Below are 21,822 nucleotides of genomic sequence, written 5' to 3' on the forward strand. Positions count from 1 at the left end.
ACCTCTTAAGCCAGACGCGGGTTAACTTTATCAGCGTCGATATCGAATTTAGCGATAGCGTCCGCTACCACCTGCTTCTCGATTTCGCCGCGTTTAGCCAGCTCACCCAGCGCAGCCACTACCACATATGACGCATCCACTTCGAAGTGATGACGCAGATTTTCACGGCTGTCAGAACGACCGAAGCCATCGGTACCCAGCACGCGGTAGTCGCTGGCTGGCACGTAGCTGCGGACCTGTTCTGCGAACAGCTTCATGTAGTCGGTTGACGCTACGGCCGGCGCATCGTTCATTACCTGAGCGATGTAAGGCACGCGTGGCGTTTCTGTCGGATGCAGCATGTTCCAGCGCTCGCAATCCTGGCCGTCCCGCGCCAGCTCGGTGAACGAGGTTACGCTGTAGACATCAGAGCCGATACCGTACTCTTTCGCCAGAATCTGCGCCGCTTCGCGCACGTGGCGCAGAATAGAGCCTGAGCCCAGCAGCTGCACTTTGCCTTTCTTGCCTTCGACTTCTTCCAGCTTGTAGATACCCTTACGGATACCCTCTTCCGCGCCCTGCGGCATCGCCGGCATGTGGTAGTTTTCGTTCAGCGTGGTGATGTAGTAGTAGATGTTTTCCTGCGCTTCACCATACATACGCACCAGGCCATCCTGCATGATCACCGCCACTTCATACGCGTAAGAAGGATCGTAGGAGATGCAGTTAGGGATGGTCAGCGACTGAATATGGCTGTGGCCATCTTCATGCTGCAGACCTTCACCGTTCAGCGTCGTACGGCCCGACGTACCGCCAACCAGGAAGCCACGCGCCTGCTGATCGCCCGCCAGCCACATCAGATCGCCAATGCGCTGGAAGCCAAACATGGAGTAGTAGATGTAGAACGGGATCATCGGCAGATTGTTGGTGCTGTAAGAGGTCGCCGCTGCCAGCCAGGATGAACCTGCGCCCAGCTCGTTGATCCCTTCCTGCAGAATCTGGCCTTTCTCATCTTCTTTATAGTAAGCAACCTGCTCGCGGTCCTGCGGCGTATACTGCTGGCCGTTCGGGCTGTAGATACCGATCTGACGGAACAGGCCTTCCATACCAAAAGTACGAGCTTCATCCGCAAGGATTGGCACCAGACGATCTTTGATCGACTTGTTCTTCAGCATCACGTTCAGCGCGCGCACGAAAGCGATCGTGGTAGAGATCTCTTTGCTCTGCTCTTCCAGCAGAGGTTTGAACTCTTCCAGCGTCGGCATTTCCAGCTTCTCAGTGAACTCCGCCTGACGGGTTGGCAGATAGCCACCCAGCTTCTCACGCTGGCCGTGCAGGTAGTTATACTCTTCTGAGCCTTTCTCGAAGGTGACGTAAGGCAGCTCTTCGATTTTCTCATCAGCCACTGGCACATTGAAGCGATCGCGGATGTAGCGTACGCCATCCATGTTCATCTTCTTGACCTGGTGGGCGATGTTTTTGCCTTCTGCAGTATCACCCATACCATAACCTTTAATGGTATGAGCCAGAATCAGCGTTGGCTGACCTTTGGTCTCCTGCGCCTTTTTCAGGGCAGCGTAGATTTTCTTCGGATCGTGGCCGCCGCGATTCAGCGCGAAAATCTCTTCGTCTGACCAGTCTTTCACCAGCGCAGCGGTCTCCGGGTATTTACCGAAGAAGTGCTCGCGCACATAGGCGCCGTCGCGTGATTTAAAGGTCTGATAGTCGCCGTCAACGGTTTCGTTCATCAGCTGAATCAGTTTGCCGCTGGTGTCTTTCTTCAGCAGCTCATCCCAGCGTCCGCCCCAGATCACTTTGATCACGTTCCAGCCAGCACCGGCAAAGATGCCTTCCAGCTCGTTGATGATCTTACCGTTACCGGTGACCGGGCCATCCAGACGCTGCAGGTTGCAGTTGATGATGAAGACCAGGTTATCCAGCTTCTCACGGGTCGCAATGGTGATAGCACCTTTGGATTCCGGCTCATCCATCTCGCCATCGCCAAGGAAAGCGTACACCGTCTGACCAGAGGTATCTTTCAGGCCGCGATGCTCCAGGTACTTCAGAAACTTCGCCTGGTAGATAGCGTTCAGCGGGCCCAGGCCCATTGAAACGGTCGGGAACTGCCAGAAGTCCGGCATCAGTTTTGGATGCGGATAGGATGACAGGCCGTTGCCGTGCACTTCCTGACGGAAGTTATTCATCTGCTCTTCAGTCAGGCGCCCTTCAAGGAACGCACGTGAGTAGATGCCTGGAGAAATGTGACCCTGGAAGTAGACCAGATCGCCGCCATCTTTTTCGCTGCGTGCACGGAAGAAGTGGTTGAAGCACACTTCATAGATTGTGGCAGAGCTCTGGAAAGAAGAGAGGTGTCCCCCCAGCTCCAGATCTTTCTTCGACGCACGCAGAACTGAAACAATGGCGTTCCAGCGAATTGCGGAACGGATACGACGTTCGAGAGAGGTGTTGCCCGGATAGTCCGGCTCATCTTCTGTCGCAATGGTGTTGATATAGTTGCTGATCGCTGCAGCAGCACCGCCACCGCCAGCTACTTTTACACCACCTTTGCGGGCAGCGCTCAGGACCTGATCAATCAGATACTGCGCACGCTCAACACCTTCTTCACGGATGACCGATTCGATCGCCTGTAGCCAGTCACGAGTTTCGATCGGATCCACGTCATTCTGTAAACGTTCTGACATGGGGGGTATTCCTTATCTGTGTCTAATACGTTGAATTATCAGGAGCCTGTCTGCTTGTGTTGTGCTTCAGGTTCACAGCACAAGAAGACAGGCCCGTCGTTTATGTCGCACGTTCGTTGCCGTACGTTATTCCTTGCGTTGCTGTAAACGACGCAGGGAGCGTTCACGACGGCTCTGCTCCCGACTTCTGTCCAGCAAGATTTCCTCTATAAACGCCAGATGACGATGCGAGGCTTCACGGGCCTGTTCCGGCTCGCGCGCCACAATCGCCGCAAAAATACTGGCGCGATGCTCGCTCACTTTCGCCAGCATTTCGCGGCGAGCGTAGAGCAATTCGAAATTCTGACGTACGTTTTGTTCCAGCATCGGGCTCATGGAGCGCAGCAGGTGCAGCAGCACCACATTATGCGCCGCTTCCGTGACCGCAATCTGATACTTCATGACGGCATCCGCTTCGGCGTCGAGATCGCCGCTCTCCTGCGCCTGCTGAATCTGAAGATGGCAGTCGCGAATCCGCTGCAGATCTTCATCGGTACCGCGCAGCGCTGCGTAGTAGGCAGCCACGCCTTCCAGCGCATGACGGGTTTCCAGCAGATCGAACTGAGATTCCGGATGCTGGGCCAGCAGCCCGACCAGGGGGTCACTTAAGCTCTGCCAGAGGTTCTGCTGCACAAATGTGCCGCCACCCTGGCGACGCAGCAGTAAACCTTTGGCTTCCAGACTCTGAATCGCTTCGCGTAGCGATGGACGTGAGACATCAAACTGTTTGGCCAGTTCGCGCTCGGGGAGCAGTTTCTCACCCGGCTGAAGGGTCCCTTCCATAATCAGGGATTCCAGCTGCTGCTCTATCGCATCGGAGAGCTTGGGCTGGCGAATTTTACTATAAGCCATCTTCCCTTCTTATAAGCCAAACGTCTGGAGTAAATTGGTAATACCAATTGAAAAATGGTGCCCGTAAAGTAACAAAGTATTCACCTTGTGTCTATATGGCCACTCTCTTACTTCCAGCCTGATATAGCCCTGAACCCAGGCATCATGCCTTAAGCCGCCGTAGTAACAGGAAAAAGAAACAACTGCGCGAAGTTGTTAACAGATTTCACTTTTACCAAACCTTACACTGCGAAAGCAGTTGTTCTCTTATATGTCATAAGCGAAAGCTATTCGTGTTTAAGCATTATTCATGGCAGAAATAGCGCAAGGGAAACCACAGAGTAAATCGCTGCTTTTTCCATCACTCCTTAGCACAAAAAGCAAAAGCAGGTGCAAAGTCGCGCGCTTATCACTATTCTGGTCGCCTGAATAGCGTCTCGCTACAGAGAGCCAGTCTGAATTCGTAAAGAAAAGATTACACGCAGTATCATAGCCTTAAGTGCGGGCACTGCAGGCGCACAATAACAATACAAAGAGGTTTGTATGGAACAACAGCATGGCGAAGCGCTGCATCGCGGCCTGAAGAATCGCCATATCCAGCTGATCGCGCTGGGCGGTGCCGTCGGCACCGGCCTGTTTCTGGGCAGCGCATCGGTTATTAAATCTGCCGGCCCGGCCGTGATTCTGGGTTATGCCATTGCCGGATTTATCGCCTTTTTAATTATGCGCCAGCTGGGCGAAATGGTGGTTGAGGAGCCGGTTGCCGGCAGCTTCAGCCATTTTGCCTACAAGTACTGGGGCAATTTTGCCGGCTTCGCCTCTGGCTGGAACTATTGGGTGCTCTACGTGCTGGTTGCGATGGCCGAACTCAGCGCCGTCGGCAAATATATTCAGTTCTGGTATCCCGATTTTCCTGCCTGGGCCAGCGCCGCTATTTTCTTTGTCGTCATCAATGCCATTAACCTGACCAACGTCAAAGTGTTTGGTGAGATGGAGTTCTGGTTCGCCATTGTCAAAGTCGTGGCCGTTATCGGTATGATCCTGTTTGGCGGCTGGCTGCTGTTCAGCGGCAACGCCGGTCCGCAGGCATCCGTCAGCAACCTGTGGGCTCAGGGTGGCTTTCTGCCGCACGGCATGACCGGGCTGGTTATGATGATGGCGATTATTATGTTCTCCTTTGGCGGCCTGGAGCTGGTAGGCATTACCGCTGCAGAAGCGGATAACCCGGAAGAGAGCATTCCTAAAGCCACTAATCAGGTGCTGTGGCGCATTCTGATTTTCTACATTGGCTCTCTGGCAGTGCTGCTGTCGCTGCTGCCCTGGACGCGCGTCACAGCTGACACCAGTCCGTTTGTCCTGATCTTCCATGAGCTGGGGGATGCGCTGGTCGCGAATGCGCTGAACGTCGTGATCCTGACGGCAGCGCTCTCGGTCTATAACAGCTGTGTTTACTGCAACAGTCGTATGCTGTTCGGCCTGGCCCAGCAGGGCAATGCGCCAAAAGCGCTGCTCAGGGTTGATCGTCGTGGCGTACCGGTTGCTACCATTATGGTCTCAGCGGTCGCTACCGCGCTGTGCGTGTTGATTAACTATCTGATGCCGGGAGAAGCCTTTGGCATCCTGATGTCTCTGGTGGTGTCGGCCCTGGTTATCAACTGGGCGATGATTAGCCTGGCGCATATGAAATTCCGCCGTAAGAAAGATCAGCAGGGTGTCACTACGCGCTTCCGCGCGGTGCTCTACCCGGCCGGTAACTGGCTCTGTCTGCTGTTTATGGCCGCCGTGCTGGTGATCATGGCGATGACACCCGGAATGGCGATCTCGGTATGGCTGATTCCGGTCTGGCTGGTTATTCTGGCGGTAGGTTACACCATTAAAAACAAAACGCAGAAAGCCTGATAGTTCCGCGTGCCCGGTTCATCTGACCGGGCACCTCTGCCGATCGTCCTCACACTTTTTCCCCTGCACCCGTTTTGTCCATCTACGTGACTCATTGTTGATCACCCCTGCCTGCCGTTTGCGCTGATACTTTTCGCTCCACTTGTCGCAGGAGACGACGATGAAAAGTGCTGCACTCTCATTCAGAGAAAAACTGGGATATGGCATGGGCGATGCCGGCTGTAACATGATTGGTGGCGCGATCATGCTGTTTCTGAACTACTTCTATACCGATGTTTTTGGCCTGGCACCGGCGCTGGTCGGCGTACTGCTGCTTTCAGTACGCGTGCTGGATGCGGTAACAGATCCCATCATGGGCGCGATAGCGGATCGTACTCAGAGCCGATGGGGCCGTTTCCGTCCCTGGCTGCTCTGGGTCTCAGTGCCGTATGTTCTGTTCAGCGTGCTGATGTTTACCACGCCGGACTGGAGCTATGAAAACAAAGTTATCTGGGCCTTTGTCACCTATTTCCTGATGTCGCTGACCTATACCGCCATCAATATTCCCTACTGTTCGCTGGGTGGCGTTATCACCAGCGATCCGGGCGAACGCGTTTCCTGTCAGTCTTATCGCTTCGTGATGGTGGGTGTCGCCACGCTGATCCTCTCACTCTCACTGCTGCCTATGGCGGAGTGGTTTGGCGGTGACAACAAGGCGCGCGGCTATCAGCTGGCGATGAGCGTGCTGGCGCTGATCGGCCTGGCGATGTTTCTGTTCTGTTTTGCTAACGTCCGCGAACGAATCCGGCCGGCGGTGCCGACGCATGACGATCTGAAGAAAGACCTGCGCGATATCTGGAAAAACGATCAGTGGGTGCGCATTCTGCTGCTGACCTTCTGCAACGTCTGTCCCGGCTTTATCCGCATGGCGGCCACCATGTATTACGTGACCTGGGTAATGGGCCAGTCGACGCATTTTGCCACGCTGTTTATCAGCCTTGGCGTGATTGGCATGATGGGCGGCAGCACGCTGGCAAAATATCTCACCGATCGCTGGTGCAAGCTGAAGGTCTTTTTCTGGACCAATATCGTCCTGGCGCTCTTCTCATGCGGATTTTACTGGATCGATCCACACGCTACCGTCACGGTGGTGGTGGCCTATTTCCTGCTGAATATTCTGCATCAGATCCCCTCGCCGCTGCACTGGTCGCTGATGGCCGATGTGGATGACTATGGCGAGTGGAAAACCGGCAAGCGTATTACCGGCATGAGCTTTTCCGGCAATCTCTTTTTTCTCAAGGTCGGGCTGGCGGTTGCGGGTGCCATGGTCGGCTTTCTGCTGTCAGTTTACGGCTATGACGCGGGTGCAAAACAGCAGTCCGCTACCGCCGTCAACGGCATTATGCTGCTCTTTACCGTAATACCCGGTGTCGGCTATCTGATCACCGCTGGCGTGGTGCGCCTGATGAAAGTGGATCGCAAGCTGATGCGCACGATTCAGGATGACCTGGCGCTGCGCCGCGCTAACTTTCGCGATTTGTCCGCCCCATCCCCGGCCGCAACCACTCAACCCGGAGAGATCAAATGACCTGGCCTAACCCTTTTATTACGCAGCGCGCCGATCCCTTTATTCTGCGGCACGGCGCTGGCTACTACTTTATCGCTTCAGTACCGGAATACGATCGGCTGGAGCTGCGCCACGCCAGCACGCTTGCGGGACTGCGTGAGGCACCCGCCGTTACCGTCTGGCGCAAGCCGGATCAGGGTGAATACAGTGAGCTGATCTGGGCGCCCGAGCTGCACCACATTAATGGTCAGTGGGTCATCTACTTTGCGGCGGCGCCGAGCCGGGAGATCAAAGAGGGGCTGTTTCAGCATCGCATGTATGCGCTGGTCTGCGATGATGCCGATCCGCTGACCGGTTACTGGCAGCCCTGTCGCCGGATCGAAACGCAGTTCGATAGCTTTGCGCTGGACGCCACCCATTTCGTCCATCAGGGTAAAAACTGGTATCTCTGGGCACAAAAAGATCCCGCTATTCCTGGTAACTCCAATCTTTATCTGGCTGAGTTGCTTAACCCCTGGACGCTTAAAGGCACGCCGGTGATGCTGAGCCGGCCTGAATATGAGTGGGAGTGTGCCGGCTTCAGCGTTAACGAAGGTCCGGCGGCGATCCGTCACGGCAACCGGCTGTTTGTGACCTACTCCGCCAGCGCGACCGATGAAAACTACTGTCTGGGTATGCTGAGTATTGACGTGCAGGCCGATCCGCGCGATCGCATCGCCTGGCAGAAGTCAGCGCGGCCGGTGTTTACCACCAGCTGGGAGAATCAGCAGTATGGGCCGGGACACAACAGTTTTACGACGGATGAAGCGGGACGCGACGTGCTGGTTTATCACGCCCGCAACTACACGGAAATTGAGGGCGATCCGCTGTGGGATCCTAATCGCCATACGCGCCTGAAATATTTCAGCTGGCGCGAGGATGGCACGCCCGATTTTGGCGTGCCTCCGGCGGATTACACCAGCGTGCCGTAGATAGTCAGGAGCGCCACCACCACCACCAGCACCAGCGAAGTGCGTTTTGCCAGCGCCACCGCCACGCGTGGGGTGGCGACTTTATCTGTGTGCGGATCGCGCGCCAGCGAGAACTGCGCCAGGCTGGTCAGCACCTGATACTGAGCGCGACGGAGGTCGCTCAGAGAAGCAAACCAGGCGGGCAGCGCCCGCTCGCCGTGCCCCAGCAGCGCATAAGCGACGCCCGCCAGCCGCACCGGGATCCAGTCCAGCACGTGCAGCAGCGCATCAACACCTGAGGCAGCGCGTGCCTGATCTGATGCGTGTCGTGCCAGCCAGCTCTGCCAGGCACGCAGAAAAGCGTACCCCACCAGCAGCACCGGCCCCCCGACCACGAACCAGAACAGCGGAGCGAGATAGAAACGGAAGTTGATCCAGATAAGCGCATTCTGCAGCTCGCGCAGAAACTCACGCTCGCTGCAGTTTGCCGGCACGCCATGGATCAGCGTCAGTTCTGCAGCCATCGCCTGGTGCGCCGCCTCATCATCACGGCTGGCAGCCTGCAGATAGTTATGATAGTGCTGTCGTGCAGAACCGGCGCCGATACAGAGCAGTCCGGTCACAATCCAGAATAGCAGCTGTAGCAGCCCGAACAGCAGGCCATGCAGACTCCAGACCACCAGCCACACCAGCAGCATGGCTGCTGCGGTCATCAGAAGCGTGCGCGGCAGCGAAAAGTGCTGCCGGCCACGGAACAGCGACTCCAGCCGGTGATCCAGCTGCCAGTGTTCGCCCATTTTAAACAGGCGTTCCCATCCCAGAACAAGTAACAAACTAAACAACGTCATAATGGCTCCTGCAGTGTCAGGTATTCTCCTGAGTAATACCCTGTTTATAGCGTGACCAGTCAAACGCCGGGCCCGGATCGGTTTTACGCCCGGGTGCGATATCGCTGTGGCCGGTAATACGATCGGTGGCCAGCGGATAGTGCTGCTGCAGCAGCGCGGTGACCTGCTGCAGCATGGCGTACTGGGCGTCGGTGTAAGGCAGCGTGTCGGTGCCTTCCAGCTCAATACCGATAGAAAAGTCGTTGCAGTTTTCCCGCCCGCTGAAAGCTGAAACGCCCGCGTGCCAGGCGCGCTCGTTTAGTGAGACATACTGTACCAGCTCACCGTCACGCCGGATCAGGCAGTGCGCTGCCACGCGCAGCTGCGCGATATCAGCAAAATAGGGGTGTGCATCGGCAGGGAGCGAGCCGGTAAACAGACGATCGATCCACGGCCCGCCAAATTCGCCCGGCGGCAAACTGATGTTGTGGATCACCAGCAGCGACGGCGCTTCATTGTCGGGACGTGCATTAAAGTGGGGCGAGGGCACCTTACGGGCGCTGCTGATCCAGCCCTGTTCCAGTTTCATCTCTCTCATCCTTAGTAAAATCAGGCTGAGAATATCACGATTCAGAGCAGGGTTTAGCGTCTTCGTGCGATAGCGCGCTTTCTCATCCTCCGGTCATTGCCGCTGCCGCTGCAAAAGCAGGTCAGCGTCATAACGCTTCAGGTGGCCCTGTTCAGTCCGGCGTTGTGAGCCCGCCCGGTACTGCAACTGTCGCTTGCTGCAACCGCTAAAAATGGCTGCGCGGCACGCTCCGTTTTTCAGGCGATACGCTTTCATCACCCGCGGGTGCTGCTTATCGTAGCGCTTCAGAAAAAAGGAGCCCTGCTATGGAAAGACAACGCGGTTTTACCCTGATTGAACTGATGATCGTCATCGGCATCGTCGCTATTCTCAGCGCAATTGGCCTGCCTGCTTATCAAAATTACTTGCAGCGCGCTGCGCTGACTGACATGCAGCAAACCATGCTGCCCTATAAAACGGCGGTGGAACTCTGCGCCATTGAGCGCGGGGGTCCGGCACAGTGTCAGGCTGGTGAACACGGCATTCCGGCAGCCAGAGGATCGCGCTATGTCGCCTCGCTCACCGTTACCAGTGGCGTGATTGCGCTTACCGGGCAGGAGAACCTCAGCGGGCTGAGCGTGGAGATGCAGCCAGTATGGAACGCGGCAGAAGGCATGCTTAACTGGCAGCGCAGCTGTACCAGCACCAGCAGCAGCCTGCGCGATAACTGTCTGAACCAGTTCCGGTTTGCAGATAAGGATGAGACTAATGGCTGAGCATGATCCGACACTGCTGGCGCTGTGCGCCCGCTATCAGGCGCGGCTGCTGCAGCATGATGACACCCGGCTGCGCGTAGCCGTTACCGATTCTCCCCACCCGCAGCTGCTGGAGGCGCTTCAGTTCGCCTGCCAGCGCCAGGTAGAGATCGAGTGCTGGCCGGCTGCCCGCATGGAGCAGGCGCTGCACCCGTCACTATCCGATGACCGGCTGCCTGAGCAGCGCAGTGCGGCCTCAGCAACCGAAGCGGTAAGCCAGATCTTGCATCAGGCCGTACAGCGACGCGCTTCAGATGTGCATATCGAGCCTCAGCCGCAGGGCTTGCGTATCCGGCTGCGCATTGACGGCGTGCTACATACCCTGCCGCACTTGCCGAAGGTGCAGCCGGCAGCCGTGCTGGCGCGGCTGAAGGTGCTCGCCGGGCTTGATATTGCAGAGCGGCGTCTGCCGCAGGATGGGCAGTTTACCCAGGAGATAAACGGCAGCGACGCCGCCTTTCGCCTCGCCACGCTGCCGGTCAGCCACGGTGAAAAAGCCGTTGTACGTTTGCTGCAGGGTGAAAGCAGTGCGATTGCGCTGGATAAACTCGGTATGCCGCTGGCCCAGCTGCGTCTGCTGAAACAGGCGCTGGTTAAACCGCAGGGGTTGATTCTGGTGACCGGCCCGACCGGCAGCGGCAAAACCTTTACGCTCTACAGCAGCCTCAGCGCACTGAACGTGCCGGAAAAAAATATTTGCAGCGTTGAAGACCCGATAGAGATCCCGCTGACCGGCATCAATCAGACTCAGGTGCGGCCCCGCAGCGGTCTCGATTTAATCGCGTACTGCGTGCCCTGCTGCGTCAGGATCCGGATGTGATCATGGTCGGTGAAATCCGCGACAGTGAAACGGCCAGTATTGCGGTAAAGGCGGCACAAACCGGCCACCTGGTTCTCTCCACGCTGCATACAAACTCTACCGCTGAAACGCTGACGCGCCTCAGGCAGATGGAGATCCCGGGCTATCTGCTGGGGCCAGCGCTGCAGCTGGTGATTGCACAGCGCCTGGTTCGTCGTCTCTGCCTGCACTGCCGCCAGCCAGCACAGGCTGTCGCTCATCTGCCTGCCACACTCTGGCCCGGCACCCTGCAGACCTGGCGTGCGCCAGGCTGCGACCACTGTTTTTCCGGCTACTATGGGCGCCTCGCGCTGTTTGAAATCCTGCCGGTTAACAGCAGGCTGCAGAACGCTATCTCTTCAGATATGCCGCTGGAACATGTGCTGACGCTCGCCAGCGAGCAGGGAATGAAAACCCTGCTCAGCGCCGGTCTTGAAGCAGTGAGCCGCGGGGAGACATCGTTTGAAGAGATGCAGCGCGTGGTAGGGCTGGATAATGGCTAAACTCTATCACTACCGCTGGCAGGCGCTGGACACCATGGGCGAGCTGCAGGCAGGAGAGTCGCTGCTGCGCGATCGGGCCGCGCTGCTGAATCAGCTCGCCGATCGCGGCATGCTGATCGTGAGCTGGCAACGCGGCCGCTGCTGGCGCAGACGCGACTGGAAATGGCAGCAAAAAATTGAGCTGATGCACCAGCTGGCTACGCTGCTAAAAGCGGGGTTACCGCTGGCTGAAAGTCTGATGCTGCTGGCGCAGGGGCATCCGCATGCCGGCTGGCGCGTAGTGCTCGCGGGTCTGCAGCAGCAGGTGCTGGCCGGAGAGACCTTTTCGCAGGCGCTGCGCACATGGCCCGATCTCTTTCCGCCCCTCTTTCCTGCGCTGATGCAGGTAGGCGAGACCACCGGACAGCTCGACAGCTGCTGCCTGCGCCTGGCGCAGCAGCAGACAAAGCAGCGCCTGCTGCGCCAGAAAGTTGGCAAAGCGCTGCGCTATCCGCTCTTTATCCTGCTGGTCGCGCTGGCGGTCAGTGCCGGTATGCTGTTATTTGTGCTACCGGAGTTTACTGCCGTCTATGCCAGCTTTGATGCACCGCTGCCCGCTTTTACCGCAGGGGTTGTCGCGCTGTCAGAAGGCATGCAGCAGACCGCGCTGCCGCTGCTGCTGCTCGCTGCCGGCTGCGCCATCGCAGCGCGCCAGATTATACGCCGCTCCGCGCGCTGGCAGCGGCGCCTGCAGCATTTTATCCTGCGTCTGCCGCTGATCGCCCCGCTCTGGCGCGGTGCGCAGCTTAGCCAGATTTATGCCATTTTGCAGCTGACGCAGCAGGCAGGGCTTACGCTGCTGCACAGCCTGCAGACAGTAGAAATGACGCTGACGGCGCGCCTGTGGCGCGAAGCGATTATACAGCTGCAGGCGCATATCGCTGCCGGTGCGCCGCTGCACCAGGCACTGCAGCAGCATACGCTGTTTACGCCGCTTTGTGCCCAGCTGACAGGAGCCGGTGAAGAAGCTGGTGCGCTTGATATCATGCTGTCCCGGCTGGCAGAGTGGCATGAAACGGAAACCTCAAACCGGGCGGAAGCGCTGGCTGCTGCGCTTGAACCGGCAATGATGCTGGTGATCGGTGCGATTGTGGGCACGCTGGTTATCGCTATGTATCTGCCGGTATTTGGTCTGGGAGAAGTGATACGTTAGCGGGCGCCTGCTGCGCCCGCCCGGCAGGTTTATCGGGTAAAAACGCGATTCTCCTGCTCTGCCACGCGGATAAACGTTGTACGCTTGGTCAGCTCTTTCAGACGTTCGGCGCCAACGTAGGTACAGGCTGAACGCAGGCCGCCCAGAATATCTTTGACGGTCTCTGCAACCGGCCCGCGCAGCGGCAGCCGTACTGTCTTGCCCTCCGCCGCACGGTATTGCGCTACGCCGCCCACGTGGCGTTTCATCGCCGATTCAGAGCTCATGCCATAAAACAGCATAAACTGTTCGCCCTGCTCTTCCACAAGCGTGCCTTCACACTCATCGTGCGCCGCCAGCATACCGCCCAGCATGACAAAATCAGCGCCGCCGCCAAACGCTTTAGCAATATCGCCCGGCACGGAACAGCCGCCGTCGCTGACAATCTGTCCGCCCAGACCGTGCGCGGCATCGGCGCACTCAATCACCGCCGACAGCTGCGGATAACCGACACCGGTTTTGACGCGCGTTGTGCAGACCGAGCCGGGGCCGATACCCACTTTGACAATATCCGCACCTGACAGGATCAGCTCTTCCACCATCTCTCCCGTCACAACGTTACCGGCGCAGATGGTCTTATCCGGAAAGCGTTCACGCGCACGCTGCAGAAACGCAACAAAGTGCTCTGAATAGCCGTTTGCCACGTCGATGCAGATAAACTGAAGCTGCGGTGAGAGAGCAAGAATCGCGTTCAGTTTAGTGAAATCCGCTTCTGACGTCCCGGTTGAGACCATGACGTACTGCAGCACGGAAGCGGGCACGCGCTGGATAAACGCCTGCCATGCATCAATACTATAGTGTTTATGAACTGCAGTAAGCACCTCAAAACCAGCCAGCGCTTCTGCCATGGTGAACGTGCCAACGGTATCCATATTTGCCGCGATAACCGGCACACCGCGCCACTCCAGAGCGGAGTGCTTAAAGGTAAAGGTGCGTGCCAGTTCAACATCAGACCGGCTTTTGAGCGTTGAGCGTTTCGGGCGGATTAACACATCTTTAAAGCCCAGTTTGATATCTTCTTCAATACGCATAGCAGAGGGTCCTGGTTAGTGAAAACGAACCGCAGTTCGGGTAGCGCTCACGGCTCCAGTGTCGTTATCATACGCGCCATAATGGCGGTGGCAAGGGTGCGAATTTCACTTTACTTACGCTACAATCCGGTAAATCCAGCCGATCGCTAAGTATGTGATCGTCTTCTCACTTTTGTGACACTGCCGCCCTCTGATGCGCTGCATACCGGGAGAAAAATATGCTGTTTACCGTTGCGCTTACCGGCGGCATTGGTAGTGGTAAAAGCACCGTCGCTAACGCCTTTGCCGCTCTGGGCGTGGAGATCATTGATGCTGATGTGATCGCCCGCGAGGTGGTAGAGCCGGGCACGCCAGCGCTACAGGCGATTGTAAAACGCCATGGCGAATCTATTCTGACGGCAGAAGGCACGCTCTATCGCGCTCGTCTGCGGGAGATTATTTTCCAGCAGCCGCAGGAGAAAAACTGGCTTAATCAGCTGCTGCACCCGCTGATTAATGCCCGCACTCAACAGCTCAGGGCGCAGGCGTCATCCTCTTATGTTCTGTGGGTGGTTCCCCTGCTGATTGAAAACAATCTGCAGCGCCAGGCCGATCGCGTGCTGGTGGTCGATGTGGATGAAGCGGTTCAGCTGCAGCGTACGCGTCAGCGCGACGGCGTATCGCTGAGCCAGGCACAACGTATTCTTGCTGCGCAGGTAAGCCGCGAACAGCGCCTCGCCTGCGCCGATGATATTATTGATAATAGCGGCACACCTGAGCAGGTGCTGCCGCGGGTTGCTGAACTTCACCAGCGTTATTTGCGCCTGGCAGCAACCGGACGGGATTAAGATAATGAGTACAGTTGTTCTGTTTGAGCATCCGCTGAATGAGAAGATGCGCACCTGGCTGCGCGTCGAATTTTTACTCAATCAGCTGCATGAAACGGTACCGGTGAATCATTCCGTTGCCGCACTGGGCGTGTTTCGCATTCTTGCCGACCTGCTGGATATTTTTGAGCGTGGCGATATGCGAACCGAGCTGCTTAAAGAGCTGGAGCGTCAGCAGCAAAAACTGCGCGCCTGGCTGGACGTGCCCGGCGTTGATGAACAGACGGTAAGCCAGCTCAGCAACCGCCTCAAACAGCTCTCCGCTGAACTGCTGAACGCACCGCGTATGGGCCAGCATCTGCGTGAAGATCGGCTGATATCGCTGGTGCGTCAGCGTCTCAGTATCCCCGGCGGCTGCTGCAGTTTTGATTTACCTGGTCTGCACATCTGGCTGCATCAGGAGCAGTCGCTGCGCGATACGCAGGTAGCTGGCTGGCTGGCATCGCTTGAGCCGCTGCGTAACAGTCTGATGATGATCCTCGATCTTATCCGCCAGTCTGGCGTATTTCGTCATCAGACCAGCCTGAATGGATTTTATCAGGACAATGCTGAAGGAGCAGACCTGCTGCGGCTGCGGCTGACGCTGGAGGATGCGCTCTATCCGCAGATTTCAGGTCATAAAAGCCGTTACGCTATTCGATTTTTGCCGCTGGATAGCGAACAGGGTGTGGTGCCTGCCCGCCTGAATTTTGAACTGGCCTGCTGTTAGAGGATATTATGCCGGAAGAGATGATTACCGTACCCTGCCCGAACTGCGGCAGAGATGTGATGTGGGATGAACTGAGCCCGTGGCGTCCGTTCTGCAGTAAACGCTGTCAGCTGATTGATCTTGGCGAATGGGCCGCAGAGGAAAAACGCATTCCCAGCAGTGGCGACCTGACTGACAGCGATGAGTGGAGTGAAGAGCAGCAGTAACGCAGCAGGGGCATAGCGCCCCTGTTTCAGAGTTCGTCTGCCACCAGACGGGCAATCAGCGCATGGTTTGCAGCCGGAAACTCCTCTGCAATAAGATCGCGCTGCGCCACCCAGCGCTGCGGCTGCCCCTCGCGTCCCCATGGCTCACCCTGCCACGCTTCCACCAGAAAGAAATGCAGCGTGACGCGCAGGTCATCATACGCATGGTCAGCCTGGCCGATTGCGGTCGCTCGGGTCACCTCAATACCGGTTTCCTCCATCAGCTCACGCTTCAGCGCCTGTTCCGCGCTCTCATTCTGCTCAATTTTTCCGCCGGGGAACTCCCACTTGTTTGCCATGTAAGAACTGGCTGCGCGCTGCGCAAGGAAAATCTGGCGGCTGGCATTACGGATAATGCCGACTGCGACCTGCAGGTGCTTCATAGAGTTGATCCCGCTTTATTATCAAAGAGCGCAAAGTGTAAAACAGCGCGGCGCGGATGTTAATAACCCGGCCTGAACGGCGTCATCACGGCAAAAAAAAGGAGCCCGCAGGCTCCTTTTCCGGGTCAGGCCAGACGGCCGTGACACTGCTTATATTTTTTGCCCGAGCCGCACGGGCAGGGATCGTTACGCCCGGTTTTACGATCGCCACCCTGGGCGGCAAGCGCCTCGGCGGCGGCGGTTGCATCATCCACGTGGCTCAGCTGCTGCTGCTGTGCCAGACGTTCAGCTTCTTCGCGACGCTGCTGCTCCATCGCTTCAACCTCCTCCGGCATCCGCACCTGAACCTTGCTCAGCGTGCTGATCACTTCATACTTCAGCGACTCCAGCATTGCCGCAAACATGGCAAAGGATTCGCGCTTATATTCCTGCTTGGGATCTTTCTGGGCATAGCCGCGCAGATGGATCCCCTGACGCAGATAGTCCATCGCCGCCAGATGCTCTTTCCACAGCGAATCCAGCGTCTGCAGCATCACGCCTTTTTCGAAGTTGCGCATCATTTCGGTGCCGACAACCTCTTCTTTCGCCACATAGCTTTCGCGCGCGCGGGTCATGATCCGTTCACGCAGCGTCTCTTCATGCAGATCCGGCTCTTTATCCAGCCACTCAGCAATTGGCAGATCGAGATCAAAATCGGTGCGCAGACGCTCTTCCAGTCCCGGTACGTCCCACATCTCTTCCAGCGACTGCGGCGGAATGTAGGTGTCGATTGTCGCCTTAAACACATCCTCACGAATGCTGTTAATGGTGTCAGATACGTCAGAAACATCCAGCAGTTCATTACGCTGGCTGTAGATGGCACGACGCTGGTCGTTTGCGACGTCATCATACTCCAGCAGCTGCTTACGAATATCGAAGTTGCGGCTCTCAACCTTGCGCTGCGCGTTAGCGATCGCTTTGGTTACCCACGGGTGCTCAATCGCCTCGCCTGGCTTCATGCCGAGTTTGCGCATCATGTTCGAAACGCGATCGGAGGCGAAGATACGCATCAGTGCATCTTCCATAGAGAGGTAGAAGCGAGAGGAGCCGGCATCGCCCTGACGACCGGCACGGCCGCGCAGCTGGTTATCGATACGACGTGATTCATGACGCTCAGTACCGATGATATGCAGACCACCCGCCGCCAGTACCGCATCATGACGCACTTTCCAGGCTTCTTTGATCGCCTGAATCTGCTCTTCGGTTGGATTCTCCAGCGCGGCCACTTCAGCCTGCCAGCTGCCGCCCAGCACGATGTCGGTACCACGACCCGCCATATTGGTTGCGATAGTCACCGCTCCCGGCTGGCCTGCCTGCGCCACAATATCAGCTTCGCTGGCGTGGAATTTGGCGTTCAGCACGCTGTGTTTAATCCCGGCGCGCGTCAGTTCATTAGAGACCACTTCTGATTTTTCAATCGAAATAGTCCCCACCAGTACCGGCTGGCCTTTTGCCGTACAGGTACGAATATCCTCAATGATGGCGTCGATCTTCTCTTTCTCGGTCATGTAGACCAGATCGGCCATGTCTTTACGTACCATCGGACGGTTGGTTGGCACCACGATAGTGTCGAGCTTGTAAATCGAGCTGAATTCAAACGCTTCGGTATCCGCCGTACCGGTCATACCGGCCAGCTTCTCATACAGACGGAAGTAGTTCTGGAAGGTGATGGACGCCAGCGTCTGGTTCTCATTCTGGATATCCGCGCCCTCTTTGGCTTCAATAGCCTGATGCAGACCATCAGACCAGCGGCGCCCCTGCATGGTACGGCCGGTGTGCTCATCAACAATGATGACCTCACCCTCTTTAACGATATAGTCGACGTCCCGCGTGAAGAGCGCATGCGCACGCAGCGCAGCGGTGACGTGATGCATCAGCATAATATTGGTTGGTGAGTAGAGCGACTCACCCTCTTCCATAATGCCCTGGCTGACCAGCAGCTCTTCAACCTTGACCAGGCCGCGTTCAGTCATGTGCGCCTGACGCGCTTTCTCATCGACCCAGAAGTCGCCTTCTCCCTGGAAGTTGTCAGAATCTTCTTTCTCCTGACGAACCAGGTGCGGGATGATTTTATTGACTTTGATATAGAGATCGGAGCTGTCTTCCGCCGGACCCGAAATAATCAGCGGCGTACGCGCTTCATCAATCAGAATGGAGTCGACTTCATCCACCAGCGCATAGTGCAGCTTACGCTGTACGCGCTCTTCCGGGCTGAATGCCATGTTGTCACGCAGGTAGTCAAAGCCATATTCGTTATTGGTGCCGTAAGTGATGTCAGCCGCGTAAGCTTCACGCTTGGCAACCGCAGGCATGCCTGGCAGGTTGATACCGATGCTCAGGCCCAGAAACTCAAACAGCGCGCGGTTGTTCTCTGCATCACGTTGTGCCAGATAGTCGTTGACGGTAACCACGTGCACGCCTTTGCCGCTCAGCGCGTTCAGGTAAGCGGGCAGCGTGGCGGTCAGCGTTTTACCTTCACCGGTACGCATCTCCGCAATGCAACGCTCATTCAGCACCATGCCGCCAATCAGCTGCACATCAAAGTGGCGCATGCCAAATACGCGCTTACTCGCTTCGCGTACGGTGGCGAACGCTTCCGGGATCAGGCTCTCCAGCGCTTCGCCCTTCTCCAGACGCGCGCGGAATTCATTGGTTTTGGCTTTCAGTTCATCATCTGACAGTTTGACGAACTCAGGTTCCATCTTATTGATGACATCTACAGCTTTGCGCATGCGGCGCAGCGTACGATCGTTGCTGCTGCCAAACACTTTCGTTAACAGTTTGATTAACATGTTCAATTTTTCTCTTATCAGCCGGGATATCGCGGCCGGTTAACTCTTAAAAACGGGAAAAGGTGCGTAATCAGGCAACGAAAGGTCCGGCGCGGATACCATCGCTGGTAGCCTGCCAGTCGGCAACGGCATGAGCTATCGGAGGATGATAGCCGTCGTGCAGCAGTGCCAGATGCGCAGGCTGCGGCTGCACAGGCGATGTCAGCAGCGCCTGCAGTGAATCAATCAGCGCCAGCTTCTGTACGGCCAGTGGCAGCGCGATTTCAGCTTCAGCTTCGGTGGCCGGTGACAGACTGAATGAGAGATGGCGGATCACCGTGCGGATAGCGTGCTGATGCCAGTAATCAACATTAGCACCGGGCCGGCGGGCGCTCTCCTGTAGCCGGATCAGGTGATCAAAGTGAACCACATTGCCGGTAAACAGGCTGCTGACAGGGGAGTCGCTGGCGGCGGAAGGCTCGGCGTTTTGCGCGCAGGCAGGCAGGCCAAGACTGGCCGCCACCATCCCCAGCAGGAGATGTGGCCAGAAATAGCGCCTGCCTAATTGTCGCCAGCGTGAAAAGAGTCCGATCACAATCCGTCCGCAACGTTAATAACACATTCATGCGCCTGACATGCTGTCAGACCGCTTATATGAGCGCCAGATAATAGCACTTATGTACGGCTTCCACAGCAGAGATCGGGCGGCTTACGGCGGATTTCACGCTTTTCGTACAGCATTTCACCAGACAGGCGGGCATTTTGCGGGCGGGCTTCCACGCCATCAGACAGGCGAAAAAAAACGGCGGATACCGCTGACCGGAGAGAGTGTCAGGGTATCCGCCGTTTTTATGACAGGCTGTTAAGCCAGTACTAAATTAGGTGCTTTAAATGCCAGCGGCAGCTCAGCTTCATCTTCGAAAGTGGCCCACTCCCAGGCTTCCTGCTTCGCCAGGACAGCCTGCAGCAGCTTGTTGTTTAATGCATGGCCTGATTTGAATGCCGAAAAGGCGCCAATCACATTGTGACCACACATAAACAGATCGCCGATAGCATCCAGCATTTTGTGCCGGACAAACTCATCTTCAAAGCGCAGGCCATCTTCATTCAGCACGCGGAAATCATCAAGGCCAATCGCACAATCTAAACTACCGCCCAGGCACAGGCCTTTAGACTGCAGATATTCAATTTCACGCATAAAGCCAAAGGTGCGCGCACGGCTGATCTGGCGTACAAATGCCTCAGCTGAGAAGTTAAGCTGGTAACGCTGCGAGCTTGAATCGATAGCCGGATGTTTGAAATCGATAGTGAAATCGAGCGAGAAACCGTTATAGGGTTTGATCTCAGCCCATTTATCGCCATCTTCTACCCGTACCGCCTGCTTAACGCGTACAAATTTTTTCGCGCTGTTAAGCTCTTCCACACCCGCGTCCATCAGCAGATAGACGAAAGGTGCTGCGCTGCCATCCATAATTGGAATTTCTGGTGCATCGACTTCCACAATGATGTTATCGATACCCAGACCCGCCAGCGCGGCGTTCAGGTGTTCTACTGTTGAAATACGTACGCCTTCATCGTTCACCAGGCAGGTACTCAGCATGGTGTCGCGCACGTATTTTGCATCAGCCGGGAAATCAACCGGTGGATTCAAGTCAGTGCGACGATAGATGACCCCGGTATTAGCCGACGCAGGGCGTAAAGTCAGCGTGACTTTTTTGCCGGTATGTAAACCGACACCAGTCGCCTGAACAATACGTTTTAATGTCCTTTGTTTGATCATCGCATTATCTCGCAATATTACCATCCGACCGCCAGTATAAATTACCGGCGGGCGAAGACTTTAGCACAAAGAGCGGGAAATCCCAATTATCAGCTTATTCTTAATCTGCCTGTTTACGCAGGAACGCTGGAATATCAAGATAGTCAGGCTCTTTACCGGAAGCGGCCGGCTGTTCGTTAACAACTTTCGCAGCAGGTTTCTGCTCCTGCGGCAGCGGCGCCATGCCGTGCTGCTGATAGCGGTGATCCATAACCGGCTGCGAAGCAGGTTTATTGGTTACCAGAGTGATTTCCGGACGCTTATCCATGCCGATGCCGGTGGCTACGACGGTGACACGCAGCTCATCATTCATTTCTGGATCCAGTGAAGTACCGATAACCACGGTCGCATTGTCAGAAGCGAATGCGCGAATGGTATTACCGACGGTTTCAAACTCATCCAGACGCAGATCGAAGCCGGCAGTGATGTTAACCAGCACGCCACGTGCGCCAGAGAGGTCGATATCTTCCAGCAGCGGACTGGAAATCGCCATTTCAGCAGCTTCTTCAGCACGATCTTCACCGCACGCCACGCCAGAACCCATCATGGCGTAACCCATTTCTGACATCACAGTGCGCACGTCTGCAAAGTCGACGTTCATCAGACCCGGACGGGTAATCAGTTCAGCAATACCCTGAACCGCACCTTTCAGTACATCGTTAGCTGCACCGAAAGCATCCAGCAGAGAAATGCCGCGACCCAGCACTTTCAGCAGCTTGTCGTTTGGAATCGTGATCAGGGAGTCAACGTGCTTGGAGAGCTCAGCAATACCCTGCTCAGCAAACGCCATACGTTTTTTGCCTTCAAAGTTGAACGGCTTGGTCACGACAGCAACGGTCAGAATACCGAGATCTTTAGCCACTTCAGCGACAACAGGCGCAGCACCAGTACCGGTACCGCCACCCATACCGGCTGCGATAAACACCATGTCTGCCCCATCCAGCGCAGAACGCAGTGCTTCGCGATCTTCTTCCGCTGAGGTACGACCGACTTCCGGGTTAGCCCCTGCGCCAAGACCTTTGGTGATATTGGTCCCGATCTGGATCGTCTGGCCGACCGCTGTTTTACGTAACGCCTGAGCGTCCGTGTTTACAGCAAAGAATTCCACACCTTCGATACGCTCGCGCACCATGTGCTCTACGGCGTTGCCACCGCCACCGCCGACGCCGATGACTTTAATCACCGCGTCATTGGTTAATTCCATAGGTTCAAACATGATTTCTCTCCGTTA

General features: G+C 56.4%; 18 protein-coding genes and 1 pseudogene. 9 read left to right on the plus strand and 10 right to left on the minus strand.

The annotated features are described in order from the left end of the window. Positions 1 to 5: 5 nt before the first annotated feature. Complete coding sequence (aceE, locus tag AC2CF9_RS09385) at positions 6 to 2,681, minus strand: pyruvate dehydrogenase (acetyl-transferring), homodimeric type (RefSeq protein WP_039382627.1); 2,676 nt, start codon at positions 2,679 to 2,681, stop codon at positions 6 to 8. Positions 2,682 to 2,807: 126 nt separating this feature from the next. Then, entirely contained in the window at positions 2,808 to 3,572 is a 765-nt protein-coding gene (pdhR, locus tag AC2CF9_RS09390) for a pyruvate dehydrogenase complex transcriptional repressor PdhR (RefSeq protein ID WP_039382625.1), read from the minus strand. Positions 3,573 to 4,094: 522 nt separating this feature from the next. On the opposite strand from pdhR, the gene aroP reads away from it, so the two are divergent. From aroP to AC2CF9_RS09405, 3 genes are all read left to right on the plus strand, one after another. Then, positions 4,095 to 5,450 carry an aromatic amino acid transporter AroP gene (gene aroP / locus AC2CF9_RS09395; RefSeq protein ID WP_150017948.1) on the plus strand — a complete coding sequence of 452 codons (1,356 nt, stop codon included), beginning with the start codon at positions 4,095 to 4,097 and terminating at the stop codon, positions 5,448 to 5,450. Between the two features lie 160 nt (positions 5,451 to 5,610). After that, positions 5,611 to 7,017, plus strand: coding sequence for a glycoside-pentoside-hexuronide (GPH):cation symporter (locus tag AC2CF9_RS09400; RefSeq protein WP_484556832.1), 1,407 nt, complete (start codon positions 5,611 to 5,613; stop codon positions 7,015 to 7,017). Beyond that, a complete protein-coding gene (locus AC2CF9_RS09405; RefSeq protein WP_150017950.1) occupies positions 7,014 to 7,967 on the plus strand; it encodes a glycoside hydrolase family 43 protein in 954 nt (317 codons plus the stop codon). The genes AC2CF9_RS09400 and AC2CF9_RS09405 overlap by 4 nt, the downstream gene beginning before the upstream one ends. On the opposite strand, the gene ampE is transcribed toward AC2CF9_RS09405, so the two are convergent. Together ampE and ampD are read right to left on the minus strand one after the other, a co-directional pair. Further along, on the minus strand, positions 7,949 to 8,794 hold the full coding sequence (gene ampE, locus AC2CF9_RS09410; RefSeq protein ID WP_484556833.1) for a beta-lactamase regulator AmpE: 846 nt from the start codon (positions 8,792 to 8,794) through the stop codon (positions 7,949 to 7,951). The genes AC2CF9_RS09405 and ampE overlap by 19 nt on opposite strands. Before the next feature lie 16 nt (positions 8,795 to 8,810). After that, positions 8,811 to 9,362 (minus strand): 1,6-anhydro-N-acetylmuramyl-L-alanine amidase AmpD, encoded by a 552-nt coding sequence (ampD, locus tag AC2CF9_RS09415; protein WP_484556834.1) that lies wholly within the window; start codon positions 9,360 to 9,362, stop codon positions 8,811 to 8,813. 305 nt (positions 9,363 to 9,667) lie between these two features. On the opposite strand from ampD, the gene ppdD reads away from it, so the two are divergent. The 3 genes and pseudogenes from ppdD (at position 9,668) to hofC (ending at position 12,689) form a co-directional block, all read left to right on the plus strand. Further along, a complete protein-coding gene (gene ppdD / locus AC2CF9_RS09420; protein ID WP_484556835.1) occupies positions 9,668 to 10,117 on the plus strand; it encodes a prepilin peptidase-dependent pilin in 450 nt (149 codons plus the stop codon). Continuing rightward, positions 10,110 to 11,497, plus strand: a pseudogene (gene gspE, locus AC2CF9_RS09425) (type II secretion system protein GspE). The gene ppdD and the pseudogene gspE overlap by 8 nt, the downstream one beginning before the upstream one ends. Further along, positions 11,490 to 12,689 carry a protein transport protein HofC gene (gene hofC / locus AC2CF9_RS09430; RefSeq protein ID WP_484556836.1) on the plus strand — a complete coding sequence of 400 codons (1,200 nt, stop codon included), beginning with the start codon at positions 11,490 to 11,492 and terminating at the stop codon, positions 12,687 to 12,689. The pseudogene gspE and the gene hofC overlap by 8 nt, the downstream one beginning before the upstream one ends. 29 nt (positions 12,690 to 12,718) lie before the next feature. Here the strand turns inward: hofC and AC2CF9_RS09435 are convergent, their stop codons facing one another. Beyond that, positions 12,719 to 13,759 (minus strand): GMP reductase, encoded by a 1,041-nt coding sequence (locus AC2CF9_RS09435; RefSeq protein WP_150017956.1) that lies wholly within the window; start codon positions 13,757 to 13,759, stop codon positions 12,719 to 12,721. A 218-nt stretch (positions 13,760 to 13,977) separates the two neighbouring features. On the opposite strand from AC2CF9_RS09435, the gene coaE reads away from it, so the two are divergent. From coaE to yacG, 3 genes are read left to right on the plus strand one after another with little or no spacing between them, the layout of a single operon-like run. Next, positions 13,978 to 14,586 carry a dephospho-CoA kinase gene (gene coaE, locus AC2CF9_RS09440; protein WP_039382604.1) on the plus strand — a complete coding sequence of 203 codons (609 nt, stop codon included), beginning with the start codon at positions 13,978 to 13,980 and terminating at the stop codon, positions 14,584 to 14,586. A gap of 4 nt (positions 14,587 to 14,590) precedes the next feature. Beyond that, positions 14,591 to 15,334 carry a cell division protein ZapD gene (gene zapD, locus AC2CF9_RS09445; RefSeq protein ID WP_150017957.1) on the plus strand — a complete coding sequence of 248 codons (744 nt, stop codon included), beginning with the start codon at positions 14,591 to 14,593 and terminating at the stop codon, positions 15,332 to 15,334. Between the two features lie 8 nt (positions 15,335 to 15,342). Then, a complete protein-coding gene (gene yacG / locus AC2CF9_RS09450) occupies positions 15,343 to 15,540 on the plus strand; it encodes a DNA gyrase inhibitor YacG (RefSeq protein ID WP_150017958.1) in 198 nt (65 codons plus the stop codon). Positions 15,541 to 15,566: 26 nt separating this feature from the next. Here the strand turns inward: yacG and mutT are convergent, their stop codons facing one another. The 5 genes from mutT to ftsZ all read right to left on the minus strand — a co-directional run bounded on the left by mutT (position 15,567) and on the right by ftsZ (position 21,807). Beyond that, positions 15,567 to 15,962 carry an 8-oxo-dGTP diphosphatase MutT gene (gene mutT, locus AC2CF9_RS09455; RefSeq protein ID WP_039382599.1) on the minus strand — a complete coding sequence of 132 codons (396 nt, stop codon included), beginning with the start codon at positions 15,960 to 15,962 and terminating at the stop codon, positions 15,567 to 15,569. Between the two features lie 125 nt (positions 15,963 to 16,087). Continuing rightward, on the minus strand, positions 16,088 to 18,793 hold the full coding sequence (secA, locus tag AC2CF9_RS09460; RefSeq protein ID WP_150017959.1) for a preprotein translocase subunit SecA: 2,706 nt from the start codon (positions 18,791 to 18,793) through the stop codon (positions 16,088 to 16,090). Positions 18,794 to 18,863: 70 nt separating this feature from the next. Further along, complete coding sequence (gene secM / locus AC2CF9_RS09465) at positions 18,864 to 19,367, minus strand: secA translation cis-regulator SecM (RefSeq protein WP_150017960.1); 504 nt, start codon at positions 19,365 to 19,367, stop codon at positions 18,864 to 18,866. 267 nt (positions 19,368 to 19,634) lie between these two features. Further along, entirely contained in the window at positions 19,635 to 20,552 is a 918-nt protein-coding gene (gene lpxC, locus AC2CF9_RS09470; protein ID WP_039382593.1) for a UDP-3-O-acyl-N-acetylglucosamine deacetylase, read from the minus strand. 100 nt (positions 20,553 to 20,652) lie between these two features. Next, positions 20,653 to 21,807, minus strand: a complete 1,155-nt coding sequence (gene ftsZ / locus AC2CF9_RS09475) for a cell division protein FtsZ (RefSeq protein WP_039382590.1) — start codon at positions 21,805 to 21,807, stop codon at positions 20,653 to 20,655. Positions 21,808 to 21,822 lie beyond the last annotated feature (15 nt).

It is taken from the genome of Pantoea sp. SYBGC1 (assembly GCF_057197005.1).